At 74.2% G+C, this 14,540-nt stretch carries 13 protein-coding genes; 5 read left to right on the top strand and 8 right to left on the bottom strand.

The genetic code is table 11. The features are described from left to right. Window positions 1–40 precede the first annotated feature (40 nt). On the top strand, window positions 41–649 hold the full coding sequence (locus H7X46_RS14620) for a TetR/AcrR family transcriptional regulator (protein WP_186359925.1): 609 nt from the start codon (window positions 41–43) through the stop codon (window positions 647–649). On the opposite strand, the gene H7X46_RS14615 is transcribed toward H7X46_RS14620, so the two are convergent. Further along, window positions 646–1,626 carry a glycosyltransferase gene (locus H7X46_RS14615; RefSeq protein ID WP_186362674.1) on the bottom strand — a complete coding sequence of 327 codons (981 nt, stop codon included), beginning with the start codon at window positions 1,624–1,626 and terminating at the stop codon, window positions 646–648. The two genes, H7X46_RS14620 and H7X46_RS14615, sit on opposite strands and share 4 nt — an antisense overlap. A gap of 124 nt (window positions 1,627–1,750) precedes the next feature. Here H7X46_RS14615 and H7X46_RS14610 point away from each other — a divergent pair, with 124 nt between their 5' ends. From H7X46_RS14610 to H7X46_RS30710, 3 genes are all read left to right on the top strand, one after another. Then, window positions 1,751–2,983, top strand: a complete 1,233-nt coding sequence (locus H7X46_RS14610; protein ID WP_370588773.1) for a glycosyltransferase — start codon at window positions 1,751–1,753, stop codon at window positions 2,981–2,983. Window positions 2,984–3,014: 31 nt separating this feature from the next. Next, entirely contained in the window at window positions 3,015–4,211 is a 1,197-nt protein-coding gene (locus tag H7X46_RS14605) for an alcohol dehydrogenase catalytic domain-containing protein (protein WP_186359924.1), read from the top strand. Window positions 4,212–4,297: 86 nt separating this feature from the next. Then, complete coding sequence (locus tag H7X46_RS30710) at window positions 4,298–5,431, top strand: glycosyltransferase family 4 protein (protein WP_186359923.1); 1,134 nt, start codon at window positions 4,298–4,300, stop codon at window positions 5,429–5,431. Between the two features lie 64 nt (window positions 5,432–5,495). On the opposite strand, the gene H7X46_RS14595 is transcribed toward H7X46_RS30710, so the two are convergent. The 4 genes from H7X46_RS14595 to H7X46_RS14580 form a co-directional block, all read right to left on the bottom strand. Beyond that, window positions 5,496–6,311 (bottom strand): sigma-70 family RNA polymerase sigma factor, encoded by an 816-nt coding sequence (locus H7X46_RS14595; RefSeq protein ID WP_186359922.1) that lies wholly within the window; start codon window positions 6,309–6,311, stop codon window positions 5,496–5,498. 160 nt (window positions 6,312–6,471) lie between these two features. Further along, complete coding sequence (locus H7X46_RS14590) at window positions 6,472–7,863, bottom strand: cytochrome P450 (protein ID WP_186359921.1); 1,392 nt, start codon at window positions 7,861–7,863, stop codon at window positions 6,472–6,474. Between the two features lie 64 nt (window positions 7,864–7,927). Next, window positions 7,928–8,317, bottom strand: coding sequence for a histone-like nucleoid-structuring protein Lsr2 (locus H7X46_RS14585; protein WP_186359920.1), 390 nt, complete (start codon window positions 8,315–8,317; stop codon window positions 7,928–7,930). Window positions 8,318–8,320: 3 nt separating this feature from the next. Further along, window positions 8,321–8,815 carry a hypothetical protein gene (locus tag H7X46_RS14580; protein WP_222131317.1) on the bottom strand — a complete coding sequence of 165 codons (495 nt, stop codon included), beginning with the start codon at window positions 8,813–8,815 and terminating at the stop codon, window positions 8,321–8,323. Window positions 8,816–9,009: 194 nt separating this feature from the next. Here H7X46_RS14580 and H7X46_RS14575 point away from each other — a divergent pair, with 194 nt between their 5' ends. Next, window positions 9,010–9,483, top strand: coding sequence for an SRPBCC family protein (locus tag H7X46_RS14575; RefSeq protein WP_186359918.1), 474 nt, complete (start codon window positions 9,010–9,012; stop codon window positions 9,481–9,483). Here the strand turns inward: H7X46_RS14575 and H7X46_RS14570 are convergent. The 3 genes from H7X46_RS14570 to aceE all read right to left on the bottom strand — a co-directional run bounded on the left by H7X46_RS14570 (window position 9,365) and on the right by aceE (window position 14,295). Continuing rightward, on the bottom strand, window positions 9,365–10,675 hold the full coding sequence (locus H7X46_RS14570) for an FAD-dependent monooxygenase (RefSeq protein WP_186359917.1): 1,311 nt from the start codon (window positions 10,673–10,675) through the stop codon (window positions 9,365–9,367). The two genes, H7X46_RS14575 and H7X46_RS14570, sit on opposite strands and share 119 nt — an antisense overlap. After that, a complete protein-coding gene (locus H7X46_RS14565; RefSeq protein WP_186359916.1) occupies window positions 10,672–11,313 on the bottom strand; it encodes a TetR/AcrR family transcriptional regulator in 642 nt (213 codons plus the stop codon). The genes H7X46_RS14570 and H7X46_RS14565 overlap by 4 nt, the downstream gene beginning before the upstream one ends. A 165-nt stretch (window positions 11,314–11,478) precedes the next feature. After that, entirely contained in the window at window positions 11,479–14,295 is a 2,817-nt protein-coding gene (gene aceE / locus H7X46_RS14560) for a pyruvate dehydrogenase (acetyl-transferring), homodimeric type (protein ID WP_186359915.1), read from the bottom strand. Between the last annotated feature and the right edge of the window lie 245 nt (window positions 14,296–14,540).

Below are 14,540 nucleotides of genomic sequence, written 5' to 3'. Positions count from 1 at the left end.
GAATCATTGTAACGTAATTCTGTTACGATATGCTGTCAAGGTGGGGCGCAGGCGGATACACGACGAGGACACGGCCGAGGCGCTGCTGGACGCGGCCGAGCGGATCCTGGAGGCCGGCGGCCTGGAGGCGCTGACCGTCCGCCGGGTCGCCGACGAGGTCGGGACCACGACTCGGGCCGTCTACACCAGCCTGGGGTCCAAGGACGCCCTGCTCACCGGGTTGGGCGTGCGGGGGTTCGCGCTGCTCGCGGCGGAGGTCGCGGGAGTGCGCGGGACGGACGATCCCGCCGCGGACCTGGTCTCGGCGGCGGTGTCGGGGTTCCGGGTCTGGGCGCTGGCGCATCCCGCGCTGTTCCAGGTCACCTTCCCGCAGCGGGTCACCGTGTCGCCCGAGGTCCGTGCGCGCTTCGACCCGGCCCGGGCGGAAGCCCTGGAGGTCCTCCTCGAGCGGATCCGGCGGCTCCGGGAGTCCGGGGGCTGCGGGGGGCGCACGGTCCGCGAGGCCGCCTGGCAGTTCAGCAGCCTGTGCGAGGGGCTCGCCGCGCAGGACCTCCGCACGGCGACGGCGGGCCGTCGGCCGGACACCACGCAGATCTGGGCGGACGCGGTGGGCGCGCTGATCGCGGGCTGGCAGGCGACGCCGCGCTAGACCGGCCGGCCGGAGACGACCGCGCCGAGCAGCTCGTCCCAGCGTTTGAGGAACGCGGGCAGCCCGAACCGGGTCAGCACGTGCTCGCGGGCGGCGGCGCCGGCGTCGGCGGCCCGGGCCGGGTCGCCGGCCAGCGCCGCCGCCCCCTCCACCAGCTCCGCGGGCGAGGTGGCCACCACCCCGGCCGCCGGGGGCACCGCGACCGCGGCCTCGGTGGTCGCCGGGACCACCACCGGCATGCCCAGCGCCATGGCCTCCAGCAGCGACAGCCCCAGCGAGGTCCAGCGGGCGGTGTGCAGGTAGAGCCGCCGGCGGGCCATCGTCGCGTGCAGCCGGTCCTGCGGCAGGTCGCCGAGCCCGCTGACGTCGGCGTCCCGCGGCGGGCCGAGGTCGGCGGCGGTGAGCCCCTCGGTCCCGATCCCGCACACGTCGACCGGCAGCCGCACGCCGAACCGGGGGAGCAGGTCGCTGCCGGTGACCCGGCCGCGGCGCACCGGCTCGTTGATGAGCGCGACCGCGCGCGGCAGCTCCCCGGTCCAGCGGTGCCCCGGGTCGGCGATCCCGTGCGGGATCGTGGTGACCGGGGCGTCCCCGCAGTCCCACATCAGCTCGTTGAACCCGGTGACGTGCACGACCGGCACGTCCGCGCGGCCGGCCAGCGGATGCCGGGACCGGGCGGCGTGTTCGGGCGGCGCGTTGTGCTCCACGTAGACCGCGGGCACGTCGACGCCGGGGCGCCGCCCCAGCCAGCCCTCCACCAGGGCCGGTTCCTCGGGTCGCTGCAGGACGACGACGTCCACCTCCGACGCGGCCAGCTCCCGGGGCGGCACCGCGCGCGCCGACGGCGGCCAGTCCCGCCCGGCCCGGCCGAGGCCCCACGGCCCGCCCCGGTCGAGCTCGGGGATCAGGTACCGGTGGCGCCCGGCCACGAACGAGCCGGTCCACGACCCGTGGACGTGCCAGAGCAGAACGCTCAGCCCATGGCTCGTTGCGCACGCTTCTGTCGGCGACGACGACCCGGTCATGGCGGCCCGCTACCCGCCGCGCCCGGTTCCATGCCCCGGCGGGTTTGGACGGCGGCTGCGCGGCGATGCGGGGGGCGTGCGCATCTCGATGGTCTCCGAACACGCCAGCCCGCTCGTCGACCCGGGCGGCCCGGACGCCGGCGGGCAGAACGTGCACGTCCGCGAGCTGGCGCTGGCACTGGCCCGCGCCGGGCACGACGTGACCGTCTGCACCCGCCGGGACGACCCGGCCGCGCCCGAGGTCGTGCCGCTCACCGGGTCCGTGCGGGTCCGGCACGTGCCGGCGGGCCCGGCCGGCCCGATGCCGAAGGACGACATCGCCGCGCACGTCCCGGAGCTGTCCGCCGCCCTGGAGGAGGCGTGGCGGGCCGACCGCCCGGACGTGGTGCACGGGCACTTCTGGATGTCCGGGTGGGCCGCGGCCGGCCCGGCGCGGCGGCTCGGGCTGCCGCTGGTGCAGACCTACCACGCGCTCGGCGCGGTCAAGCGCCGTCACCAGGGCGCGGCCGACACCAGCCCGGAGGGCCGGATCCGGATCGAGGCGGCGGTGGCCCGCCGGGCCGACCGGGTCGTCGCGTCCTGCCCGGACGAGGCCGCGGAGCTGATCCGGCTGGGCGCACCGCTCGGCGCCCTGGTCACGGTGCCGTCCGGGGTGGACACCTCCCTGTTCCGGCCCGGGCCGGCCCGGGAACCGACCGGCCGCCCCCGCCTGCTGGTGCTCGGACGGCTGGTGCGCCGCAAGGGCGTCGACGAGACGGTGCAGGCACTCGCCGGGGTGCCGGACGCGGAGCTCGTGGTGGCCGGGGGATCCGGCCCCGGCGGCGACCCGGACGTCGACCGGCTGCAGGAGGTCGCGGCCCGGGCCGGGGTCGCGGACCGGGTCCGGTTCCTCGGGGCGGTGCGCCGCGACGCGGTCCCGGGGCTGCTGCGCTCGGCCGACATCGTCGTGTGCGCGCCCTGGTACGAGCCGTTCGGCATCGTCCCGCTGGAGGCCATGGCGTGCGGGCGGCCGGTGGTGGTCACCGCGGTGGGCGGCCTGCAGGACACGGTGCGCGACGGCCGGACCGGGCTGCACGTGCCGCCCCGCGATCCGGACGCCCTCGCGGCGGCGCTGCGCGAGCTGGCGGGTGACCCGGTGCGGGCCGCGGCGCTCGGTGCGGCCGGCCGGCGCCGGGTCGTCGAGAGGTACGGCTGGGACCGCGTCGCCGAGCGGATCGCCGGCGTCTACGCCGACGCCGCCCGGGCCGCCCGCCGGCGGGCCCCGCTGCCCGTTTCCGACCGGCGGCCCCGGGTAGCCGCGGCGTCATGACCGTCCCCACCGGACCGCAGGAGGAGAGCCGATGCGCGCGCTGACCTGGCAGGGCCGTCGCGACGTCCGCGTCGAGACCGTCCCCGACCCGGTGATCTCCGCACCGGACGACGTCGTCGTGCGGATCACCAGCTCCGGGCTGTGCGGCTCCGACCTGCACCTGTACGAGGTGCTCGCGCCCTACCTGACCCCCGGTGACGTGCTGGGCCACGAACCGATCGGCGTGGTCGCCGAGACCGGGCCCGCGGTGACCGAGTTGGCGGTGGGCGACCGGGTCGTCGTCCCGTTCAACGTGAGCTGCGGGACCTGCTGGATGTGCGGGCGGGGCCTGCACTCGCAGTGCGAGACCACGCAGAACCGGGACACGAGCACCGGCGCGTCGCTGTTCGGCTACACCAGCCTCTACGGGCGGATCCCCGGCGGGCAGGCCGAGTACCTGCGGGTGCCGTTCGGCAACACGCTGCCGATCCGGGTCCCGGACGGCCCGCCGGACGACCGGTTCGTCTACCTGTCCGACGTGCTGCCCACCGCCTACCAGGCCGTGCAGTACGCCGACCCGCCGCGCGACGGCACCGTGGTCGTGCTCGGCCTCGGCCCGATCGGGGACATGTGCACCCGGATCGCCCGCCACCTCGGGGTGCGGCAGGTGGTCGGCGTGGACCGGGTCCCCGAGCGGCTGCGCCGCGCCGAGCTGCGCGGCACCACGACGCTCGACGTGCGCTCCGGGGCCCGGGAGGTCCGGGCCGGGGTGGACTCCCTCACCGAGGGCCGCGGCGCGGACGCCGTCATCGACGCCGTCGGCATGGAGGCGCACGGCTCCCCGGTCGCCACCGCCGGCCAGCGGCTGGCCGCGGCGCTCCCGGCAGGCGCCGGGCGGAAGCTGATGGAGACCGCCGGCATCGACCGGACGACCGCGCTGTACCTGGCGATCGACCTGGTCCGCCGCGGCGGCACGCTCTCGCTGGCCGGGGTCTACGGCGGCACGGCCACCCCGGTGCCGCTGCTGACCCTGTTCGACAAGCAGGTTCAGGTGCGGATGGGGCAGGCCAACGTGTGGCGCTGGGTGCCGGACCTGCTGCCGCTGCTCGGCGACGACGACCCGCTGGGCGTCGACGAGTTCGCCACCCACCGGCTGCCGCTGGAGCAGGCCCCGGAGGCGTACCGGATGTTCCAGGAGAAGCGCAGCGGCGCAGTGAAGATCCTCTTCACGCCGGGCCCCGGCGTTTGACCCGCACCTCCGCGGGGAATCCCGGTGTCCAGCGCGTAGAACCGCCTGCGCGGGTAGCTCGCTCGTCATGAACCGAGGGGGTCCGTGTGCACGTCGCCGTCGTCTCCAGCTCGCTCGATCCGTGGACCACGCCCGGCCGTCCGGACTGGTGCGGACGCGCCGGCCACCTCCGCGAGGTGGTCGACACCCTGGCCGCCGGGGGACACCGGGTGGACGTGGTGGTGCCGGGCCGGCCCGGCCACGTCGTCGAGGGGTCCGGCCCGGTCGTGCACCGGGTACCGGTCGACCCGGCGGCACCCGATCCGGCCGCCGCCGTGCGGACGCTCACCGAGCACCTGTCCGGGCTCTGGCGCGACCGGCGGCCGGACGTCGTACACGTCCACCACTGGATCGCCGCGCTGGCGGCCCGGCAGGCGTCCGCGGACGCACCGGTGCCGGTGGTGCAGACCGTGCACGGCGGCGAGCTGGAGTCCGACCAGGACCGCAGCGCCGTGGAGCACGCGGTGCTGCGCGGCGCCGACCAGGTCGTCGTGACCAGCTCCGCCGACCACCACGCGGTGAAGGGGATCGGGGTCCGGGCGGACCGGCTGCGGATCGTCCCGCTGGCCGTCGACGACGACGAGTTCCACCCGTCCGGCCCGGCGCTGCGCCGCGGGACCCGCCCGCGGCTGGTCGCGCTCGGCGGGGCCGACGCCGAGGGCGGTGCGGACCGGGTCGTGCGCGCGCTGGCCACGGTGCCGGACGCGGAGCTGCTCGTCGCCGGTGGCCTGCCCGCCGGCGCGGACGACCCCGCGCGGGCCCGCCTGTACACCCTCGCCCGGCAGCACGGCGTGGGACGCCGGGTCCGGTTCCTCGGCCCGGTCGAGCGGGCCGACGTGCCACGGCTGATCCGGTCCGCCGACGCGGTGGTGAACGCCGCGCCGCGCTGGTCGACCGGCATCGCCGCGCTGGAGGCGATGGCCTGCGGCCGCGCGGTCGTCACGGCCGCCGTCGGCGGGAACGCCGACGTGGTCGTCGACCAGGTGTGCGGCCTGACCGTGCCGCCGCGCGACGACCGGGCGCTCAGCCGCGGGCTGCGGGAGGTGCTGTCCCGGGAGAGCAGCCGGATCGCGTTCGGCGCCGCCGGCCGGAACCGGGTCGAGGTGGCGTTCCGGCGCAGCCACCTGGCCCGGGCGCTGGGTGAGGTCTTCGAGCGGGCGTGTCTCGCCGGGACCGGGTGACACGCCGGACACACATCGGACAGACGTCGGGGCCCGCCGAACGGCGGGCCCCGACCCGTGCGTCTCAGGCGTCGAGCTCCTCGCGCAGCCGGGCCAGGATGCGGGTCAGCAGCCGGGACACGTGCATCTGGGACACCCCGATCTCCGCGGCGATCTCCGACTGGGTGCGGTCGCCGTAGAACCGCAGCAGCAGGATCCGCCGGTCCCGGTCGGGCAGCGCCTCGATCCGGTCCTTCAGCTCGTCGCGCAGTGACGCGGTCTCCAGGTCGTCGTCGATGTCCCCGATCCGTTCGCCCAGCGGCGCCTCGCCGTCCGGGCCGGGCACGTCGAGCGACACCGCGCGGTAGGTCTCGAGCGCGCCGAGCGCCTCGACGACGTCGGCGGTGTCGGTGTCGAGCTCGGCGGCGATCTCGGAGGGCCGGGGAGCGCGGCCGAGGCGCTGGGTGAGGACGGCCGTGGCCCGGTTCAGGCCGACGCTGAGCTCCTTGAGGTCCCGGGGGACGCGCAGGGCCCAGCTGTGGTCGCGCAGGTAGCGCATGAGCTCGCCGCGGATGCTGGGCACCAGGTAGCCGAGCGGCCCCCCGGTGGCCGCGTCGGGGTCGTAGCGGTCGACGGCCTTGATGAGCCCGAGGGTGGCGGCCTGCTCGACGTCGTCGGCGGACTGGGCCCCGGTCGCGTAGCGGCGGGACAGGTTGCGCGCCAGCGGCAGGAACTCGCAGATGATCTGGTCGCGGAGCGCGCCGCGGGCCGGGTCGTCGGGGTCCATGTCCGCGAGGCGGCGCAGGTCGGGCTCGAGGTCGTCGTAGCCGTGGGGGCCGTCGCGGCGGGATCCGGGGGCGGCGGGCCGGTGCTCGACGCGGTTCTGTTCAGAGGTGCGCATGGAGGCTCCCGGCTGTTCGGGGTGGCGTCTCCGCTGCGTGGTTGAACGGAACCTTGTCGTATCTCGACAGTACGAAGAGGAGCAGCATCCCACAACACCGCTCGTCGCACCGGCTCCCGCCGGCCCACGACCCAGGTCGGAACCCACGGTGTGGCGTGTTTCAGCGCGCCGCCCGGGACAGGCCGAGCCGCAGCGCGTAGGGGTTGAGCCCGCGCGGCAGCGGGCGGCTCGCGTCGAACGACTCCGGCGGCAGCAGCACCGCGTGGTGGCCGTCCAGCAGCGTCGCCAGCACCGTCGACGCGACGAACAGCACCAGCTCCCGGCCCGGGCAGGCCCCGATACCCCCGCTGAACGGGGTCAGCATCCAGTCGTCGGCGGCACCGCCGTCGAGCCACTGCTCCACGTCGAGCCGGTCCGCGTCGGCGCGGCGCCGGTCGTCGCGGTGCAGGTACCAGGTCGGGACCAGCAGCGACGTGCCCGCGGCGAGGGTGCCGCCCGGCCAGCTCGTGTCGGCGGTCGACTCGCGCAGCAGCAGGGGAGTGGTCGGCCACAGCCGCGTCGACTCCAGGACGGTCGCGCGCAGCACCGGCAGCTCCGGAGGCCCGCCGGGCGACGGGGCCGCGGCCTCGGCGCGGGCCCGGCCCCGCACCTCCGGGTGGGTGGCCAGCAGCGCGAGGGCGCGCAGCGTCACCGCCGCGCCGGGGTCCCAGGCGAACAACCAGTGCCCGATCTGGTCCTCCGGGGTCACGGCGCTGCCCGGGCCGGGGTCGACCTGGGCGATGCGGGCGGCGAGACTGCCGGGTTCGGCCCGTTCGAGGTGATCGCGCACCCCGGAGGCGAACCGTTCGTGGAGGTCGTCGCGGCGCGGGACGAGGAACGACCAGTTGCCGCGCCGGCGCAGCCGGGTCAGCGTGTCGGTGAGCGCGTGGTCGTCGCGGGCGCCGTCGCCGAGCACGATCCGGCGCACGATCCGCCACCACGTGGTGACGAACCCGTCCCACCCGAAGGCGCCGCGGCGGGCGGCGTCGTCGCGGAGCGCCGCGGTCTCGGCCCGGGCGACCTCGGCGATGTGGGAGGCCTCGGCGTGCAGCGGGGACCCGGTGTCCAGCACGGCCTCGGTGAACCGGCGGCGCTCGGCGCGGGCCTCGCCGTGCGAGACCAGCACGCCGTGCGGCTGGAACTGCCGCAGCGCCCCGCGTTTCTCCCAGGACGCCGGCGCGAACGGCTCCGGTCCCTCGGTGAGCACCCGCCGGACCCCGCCGGCGTCGAGCACGAGGGCGGCCGGCCGGCCGGGCACCGGTACCCGGACCGGGCCGTCCCCGTAGCGGTCCCGCAGCTCCTGCAACAACCGCACCGACCGGTCGTCGGTGCCCGCCTTGCCGGCCGCCGCGACCACGAGCGGGCGGCGGGCGATGACGCCCTGCGCGACGATCGGGCCGAGCCCCGACCCGAGCAGGCGTGCGGTGTCGGCGGGGGACAGGACGGGCAGCGACGCGGTGGCGGTCCGGCCGGTGGCCGGGGCCGGGCTCGTCGCGTGGTGGGATCGGGACATGCACCCGCCGTACCCGGGTGCAGCACCGGCCATGCAGCGAGCAGCCGCGCCGGCCCCGGCGGGCTCACTCCTGGGCGTCGCCCTCCGAGGTCCCCGGTGCCGTCTCCTCCCGCCACTGCGCGATCAGGGAGCGCTTGAAGCGGTTGTTCGACGGCACGGGAATTCCCTTGGCCTCGGCCCACTGGCGCAGCTGGTCGCGCTCGGCGGCCGACAGGCCCGAACGGGTCGGGGCCCGCCCGCGGCGCCCCCCGCGGCCCGGCAGCGTGGCCTCGTCCGGTACGGACGCATCCACCCGGCCCGCGTCGATGAACGGTTTCAGGGTCTCGAGCAGCCGGCGGTACTCGCTTCCGGCGAGGTCGATCTGGATCCGCATCTGGTCGATGTGGATCTCGTGCGACTCGACGTCGTTCTCGGTGCCGGTGAGATCGCAGAACCGGATCTGACGGATCCCCATGGGTCAGCGCCCCTCTTCCTTGCTCGCCCGGATGGCGGCCTTGCGGAGGGCGGTCAGGCTCTGGCCGGCCAACGCCTTCGACGCGACGGAGTCGCCGATCTGCCGTGGAGTCATGTGCCCGCGACCCGACGGGGCCAGATAGGCCTGGCCGTCGGGGCCCGTGCGGTACTCGAGATGCGAGGCCACACGCTGGAACCGGGTGCGGCGACCGCGGCCACGCACGCCTTCCCATTTCTCGACCTTCACGGCGAGCTGGCAGCAGGTGCAGGTCAACCGGCGGATCAGCAGGCCGTCGTCGTCGACGCCGGTGAAATGGATCCCGGCCTGACGGATCGTCGGGAACAGGTGGCGGCCGCGTTCGCGGCAGGCCAGCACCTCGTCGGAGACCCGATCCACGTACAGGTCGACGTCCTCCTCGGAGGCCCGGATCCAACCCGATTCCTGTTGCTGTTCGCCCTGGATCGATCTCGGCGTTCCGGCCGCCGCACCCTCCGCCACGTCCATCTCCTCTCGGTCCGGTCGCTCACCCCGTCACCATCCGGTGCGGGGTGATGTGATCGTGCCAGGAGATTATGGTCGGGCATCGCTCCGACGCGTCGCGGGCCGGGTCGATTTCGGTCACTCCTGTGGCGTGCCGCGTACCGGGCGGCGGGAAGCGATGAGATTCCGCTCCGGCCGCGGTCGGTACCGGCATGACCGACGAGACCATGGTCGTGACCCGGACGGTGGCCACGACCCCGGAGCACGTGTTCGCCGTGCTCGCCGACCCGACGCGGCACGCCGAGGTCGACGGCACCGGCTGGGTGGGCGACGCGCTCGACGCCCGGCGGCTGACCGCGTCCGGGCAGACGTTCCGCGTCGCCATGTACCACCCCGATCACCCGGACGGGAACTACGAGATCGAGAACCTCGTGGAGGTGTGCGACCCGCCCCGGACGATCTCGTGGAAGCCCGGGTACGACGACGGGACCGGCACGATCCGCTACGGCGGATGGACCTGGCGCTACGACCTCGCGCCGATCGGTGACGGGGCGACCGCGGTCACGCTCACCTACGACTGGTCGGGCGTGCCCGCGTCGGTGCGCGAGTACCTGCGGTTCCCGCCGTTCGGCCGCGAGCATCTGGAGAACTCGCTGGCCCACCTGGACGCGCTGTCGCGCCCGTGAGTGGTTGGGCGGGTCCTGGCCCTGCCATCCACTCACGGGTGCAGAGCGCATCCCCGGCCAGCCCGCGGGCGACGTAGCGGTCGAGGCCCGGCACCCGGGACAGTCCGATCAGGACGCGGCGGGCGAGCAGCCGGATCCGGGAGTGCGGCAGGAACCACTGGACGCCGGCGCGGGCGACCCGCTGCTTCTCCTCGGCCACCGGCCGCCAGAGCCGCTCGTAGCCCTCGAGCGCGGCCTCGATCGAACCGGCGCCGGCCAGCTGCTGGGCCAGGACGTAGGCGCCCGCGACGGCGAGGGAGGCGCCCTGGCCGGCCAGCAGCGACACCGCGTAGGCGGCGTCACCGAGCAGCACGACCCGGCCGTCGCTCCAGCGCGGCAGCTCGACCTGGGCGACCTGGTCGTAGTAGACCTCGGACGAGGGCGGACACCGGTCCAGCACCTGCGGCACGATCCACGGCAGCGAGCCGTACTCGCGCCGGACGGCGGTGGCCGCGTCGTCCGGCAGCGTGGGACCGGGCGCGCGGTGCACCCCGAACGTCGCGATCCGGCCGTCCCGCAGGGCGTACAGACCCATCTGGCGGTCGACGGTGTCGGTCAGGCACAGCCGCCCGCCGAGCTCGCGGTGGATCCGCGCGTCCTCGAACAGGAACGCGGTGGTGTGGAACCCGAGGTGACGCAGGAAGCGGTGCTCCGCACCGAAGACGAGCCGGCGCACCGTCGAGTGGATCCCGTCCGCCCCGACGAGCAGGTCGGCGTCGAGCGTGCCGCCGTCGCCCAGCGTGACCCGGACACCGCCTGCGGTGCGGTGGACGGCGGTCACGCCGGTGCCGAACCGCAGGTCGACGCCGTCCGGGAGCTGCTCGCGCAGTCCCCGTTCGAGGTCCGGGCGCAGGATGCTGAACAGGCGGCCCTGCATCACCCGCCCGAAGACGTCGAACTTCAGGCCGGCCCGGCGCCGACCGGTGCCGTCGACGAAGGTCGCCTCCTCGAAGCGGTAGCCGAGCTCCCGCAGCCGGGGCAGGACCCCCATGGCCTCGGCGGCGTCGTAGCCCGGACCGAAGAAGTCGATCATGTACCCCTGGGGCCGGGGACCGGGTGCCCGCTCCAGCACCACGACCTCGCAGCCGAGGGTGCCGAGCCGGTGGGCGAGCGCGAGCCCGGCGATGCCGGCTCCGCAGATGACGACCTTCATCGTGGATCTCCTCTCGGGTTGGTCGGAGTGCGCAGGCCCCCGCCGTAGACGGCGAGCACCTCGCCCGCCCACCGCCGCATGCCGGGCGCCGACAGCGGGTCGGTCCCGAGCACGTCGGTCAGCCGCGCGCGCAGGATCAGCACCGCCAGGTCGTTGACCAGCAGGAAGGCTGCCCGCACGTCCGGGGCCGCACCCTCGGTGGCCAGCCCGGCGTCGGCGAGGGCGGCGAGCGTGCGCCGGCTGAGCTGGTGCAGGCGCTCGAACAGCGCCGACCCGACCGGCCCCCCGGCGACGAGCATCCGCCCGAGGTAGGCCGGGATCGCCGAGCCGGCGGGCAGCTGGTCGGCGACGATCTCGGCCAGGCCCGGCAGTGCCGCGGGATCGAACGGGTCGCCGGCGCCGGGCGGGCCGGACACCTGGTCCAGCATCACCTCGAAGACCTGCGCGACGTGGTCGTCGACCGCGTCGCGCAACCCGTCCTTGGAGCCGTAGTGCCGCACGACCAGCGCGGGGGACACGCCGGCGGCGGTCGCGATGTCCCGGACGGTGACCGCGTCCGGCCCGTGGTCGGCGAACAGCCGTAGTGCCTCGTCCCGGATGCGGGCCCGCGCCGTCCGGTCGTCCGGGAGTGAACCCATGTTGAGGATAGTAAACAGTTGTTTACGGCACCGCCAGCCGGACGGAGGCCGGCATGCCGACGGCCCGCCATGCCCCCGGTCGGGGGTGTGACGCGCTGACGCGCCCGTGAGTGGTTGGGCGGGTCCTGGCCCTGCCAACCACTCACGGGCGCGTGAGCGCTGTGGTCAGGCGACGCCGGAGTCGCTGGTTTGGGGGCCGGTGGCTTGGGGGTCGTCGATCTTGTAGCGGGTGGCGGCGTCGGCGGCGGTTTCGGTTTTGATCTGTCCGTGGCGGGCGAGTGTGGTCAGGGCGCCGACCACGATGGACTCGGCGTCGACGGCGAAGTGGCGGCGGGCGGCGGGTCGGGTGTCGGACAGGCCGAATCCGTCGGTGCCCAGGGAGGTGAACGGTGCCGGGGACCATTGGCGGATCTGGTCGGGGATGGCGCGCATCCAGTCGGAGACGGCGATGACCGGGGTGTCGGCGTGGTCGCCGTCGCCGAGTTTGCTGGTGACGTAGGGCACGACGGGGTCGGCGGCAGGGTGGAGCAGGTTGGCTCGTTCGGCGTCGACGCCGTCGCGGCGCAGTTCGCCCCAGGAGGTGACCGACCAGACCTCGGCGCGGACGTCCCAGTCGTCGGCGAGCATCTGTTGGGCGTGCAGGGCCCAGGGCATGGCGACCCCGGAGGCGAGCAGCCGGACGACGGGTCCGGTGCCGTCGGGGGCGGGTGCGTAGCGGTAGAGGCCGCGCAGCAGGCCGTCGGTGTCGAGGTCGGCCGGTTCGGCGGGTTGGACGTAGGGCTCGTTGTAGACGGTGAGGTAGTAGATGACGTTCTCGGCGTTGTCGCCGACCATGCGGCGCAGTCCGTCGCGGACGATGTGGGCGACCTCGTAGGAGAAGGCGGGGTCGTAGGCGACGACGGCGGGGTTGGTGGCGGCCAGCAGCAGGGAGTGGCCGTCGTTGTGTTGCAGGCCTTCGCCGGTCAGGGTGGTGCGTCCGGCGGTGGCGCCGACGAGGAACCCGCGGGCCATCTGGTCGGCGGCGGCCCAGATGGAGTCGCCGGTGCGTTGGAACCCGAACATGGAGTAGAAGACATAGATCGGGATCATCGGCTCGCCGTGGGTGGCATAGGAGGTGCCGGCGGCGGTGAACGTGCCGACCGAGCCGGCTTCGTTGATGCCTTCGTGCAGGATCTGGCCTTGTTCGGATTCCTTGTAGGCCAGCAGTAGTTCGGCGTCGACCGAGGTGTAGTGCTGGCCGTGCGGGTTGTAGATCTTCTGGGTGGGGAACATGGCGTCGATGCCGAAGGTGCGGGCCTCGTCCGGGATGATCGGCACGATCCGGCCGCCGACGTTTTTGTCCTTGATCAGTTCGCGGAGCAGCCGGACGAACGCCATGGTGGTGGCGACCTCCTGCTTGCCGGAGCCCTTCCGGACCGGGTCGTAGACCTTGTCCCCGGGCAGCACCAACGCCTTGGACGACGTGCGGCGTGAGGGCAGCGGGCCGCCGAGCTGGCGGCGGCGCTCCCGCAGATACTGGATCGCCTCGTCGTCGTCGCCGGGGTGGTAGTAGGGCGGCAGGTAGGGGTCGGCCTCCAGCGCCGCATCTGAGATGGGGATGCGCTGCTCGTCGCGGAACTGCTTGAGGTCGTCGAGGGTGAGCTTTTTCATCTGGTGGGTGGCGTTGCGGCCGGCGAAATGCGAGCCCAGCCCGTAGCCCTTGATGGTCTTGGCCAGGATCACCGTGGGCTGGCCGTGGTGCGCGGTCGCGGCGGCGTAGGCGGCGTGGACCTTGCGGTAGTCGTGCCCGCCGCGTTTGAGGTTCCAGATCTCGGCATCGGTCATGGGCTCGACCAGGGCCTTGGTCCGCGGGTCGCGGCCGAAGAAGTGATCCCGCACGTAGGCGCCGTCGTTGGCCTTGTAGGTCTGGTAGTCGCCGTCCGGGGTGGTGTTCATCAGGTTGATCAGGGCGCCGTCCCGGTCGGCGTGCAGCAGGGCGTCCCACTCCCGGCCCCAGATCACCTTGATCACGTTCCAGCCGGCGCCGCGGAAGAACGCCTCCAGCTCCTGGATGATCTTGCCGTTGCCGCGGACCGGGCCGTCCAGGCGCTGCAGGTTGCAGTTGATCACGAAGGTGAGGTTGTCCAGGCCCTCGTTCGCGGCCACCTGCACCATGCCCCGGGACTCCGGCTCGTCCATCTCGCCGTCGCCGAGGAACGCCCACACCCGCTGATCGGAGGTGTTGGTGATGCCGCGGTCGCCCAGGTAGCGGTTGAACCGGGCCTGCATGATCGCGTTCATCGGGCCGATCCCCATCGACACCGTGGGGAACTCCCAGAAGTCGGGCATCAACCGCGGATGCGGATACGAGGGCAGCCCCCCACCCGGGCCGGCGTGCGAGAGCTCCTGGCGGAACCCGTCCAACCGGTCCGCGGACAGGCGGCCCTCCAGGAACGCGCGCGCGTAGATGCCCGGCGAGGCATGCCCCTGGATGAAGACCTGGTCCCCGCCGCCGGGATGGTCCTTGCCCCTAAAGAAGTGGTTGAACCCCACCTCGTACAGCGTCGCCGAGGAGGCATACGAGGAGATGTGCCCGCCCACCCCGATCCCGGGACGCTGGGCGCGGTGCACCGTCATCGCCGCGTTCCACCGCAGCCAGCGGCGGTAGGTGCGCTCCACGTCCTCGTCACCGGGGAACCACGGCTCCCGCTCGGTCGGGATCGTGTTCACATAGTCGGTCGCCGTCAACGCGGGCACCCCGACATGGCGCTCCCGGGCCCGCTGCAGCATCGTCAACATCAGATACCGGGCCCGCTGCTGCCCGGCATTGTCCAGGACCGCGTCGAAGGACTCCAACCACTCGGCCGTCTCCTCCGGATCGATATCCGGAAGATGAGCCGCCAGCCCGTCCCGGATCACGTTCACGCGGCGCGGCTCGGCCGCCCCGGAGCCCGGGCCCCGCTCGTCGTCGGAGCCGGTGGAGCCGGTGCTGCGCTGAACCATGGCCGATCCCTTCTCGCGTGGTCGCTGCTCGCACGCGCGTCGCCACGTGATCTTTTCGCGATATGGAATGATTATTCCGCTCTGTGGGGAGTCAATCCGAGCACGACGGCCCCGGGGTGTCAAGGCGCCATGCAGGTGCCGCAGGATCATGCCGCGCCCAGGGGGGCGGTCGGCCCCACGTGCACCAGTCGGTTTGACAGCGCGGGTATGCAAGCTCTTTACTGTTCGCCGCTGCGGAATCAAAA

The sequence above is a fragment of the Pseudonocardia sp. C8 genome, assembly GCF_014267175.1.
Lineage (GTDB): Bacteria > Actinomycetota > Actinomycetes > Mycobacteriales > Pseudonocardiaceae > Pseudonocardia.
Note: the sequence above shows the minus strand (reverse complement) of the source record. Positions and strands in the feature narration are given on the sequence as shown.

Coding starts and splice junctions, on each gene's coding strand:
- H7X46_RS14605 (WP_186359924.1), top strand. CDS start 3,015: ATGCGCGCGCTGACCTGGCAGGGCCGTCGCGACGTCCGCGTCGAGACC.
- H7X46_RS14595 (WP_186359922.1), bottom strand. CDS start 6,311: ATGCGCACCTCTGAACAGAACCGCGTCGAGCACCGGCCCGCCGCCCCC.
- H7X46_RS14590 (WP_186359921.1), bottom strand. CDS start 7,863: ATGTCCCGATCCCACCACGCGACGAGCCCGGCCCCGGCCACCGGCCGG.
- H7X46_RS14585 (WP_186359920.1), bottom strand. CDS start 8,317: ATGGGGATCCGTCAGATCCGGTTCTGCGATCTCACCGGCACCGAGAAC.
- H7X46_RS14575 (WP_186359918.1), top strand. CDS start 9,010: ATGACCGACGAGACCATGGTCGTGACCCGGACGGTGGCCACGACCCCG.
- H7X46_RS14570 (WP_186359917.1), bottom strand. CDS start 10,675: ATGAAGGTCGTCATCTGCGGAGCCGGCATCGCCGGGCTCGCGCTCGCC.
- H7X46_RS14565 (WP_186359916.1), bottom strand. CDS start 11,313: ATGGGTTCACTCCCGGACGACCGGACGGCGCGGGCCCGCATCCGGGAC.
- aceE (WP_186359915.1), bottom strand. CDS start 14,295: ATGGTTCAGCGCAGCACCGGCTCCACCGGCTCCGACGACGAGCGGGGC.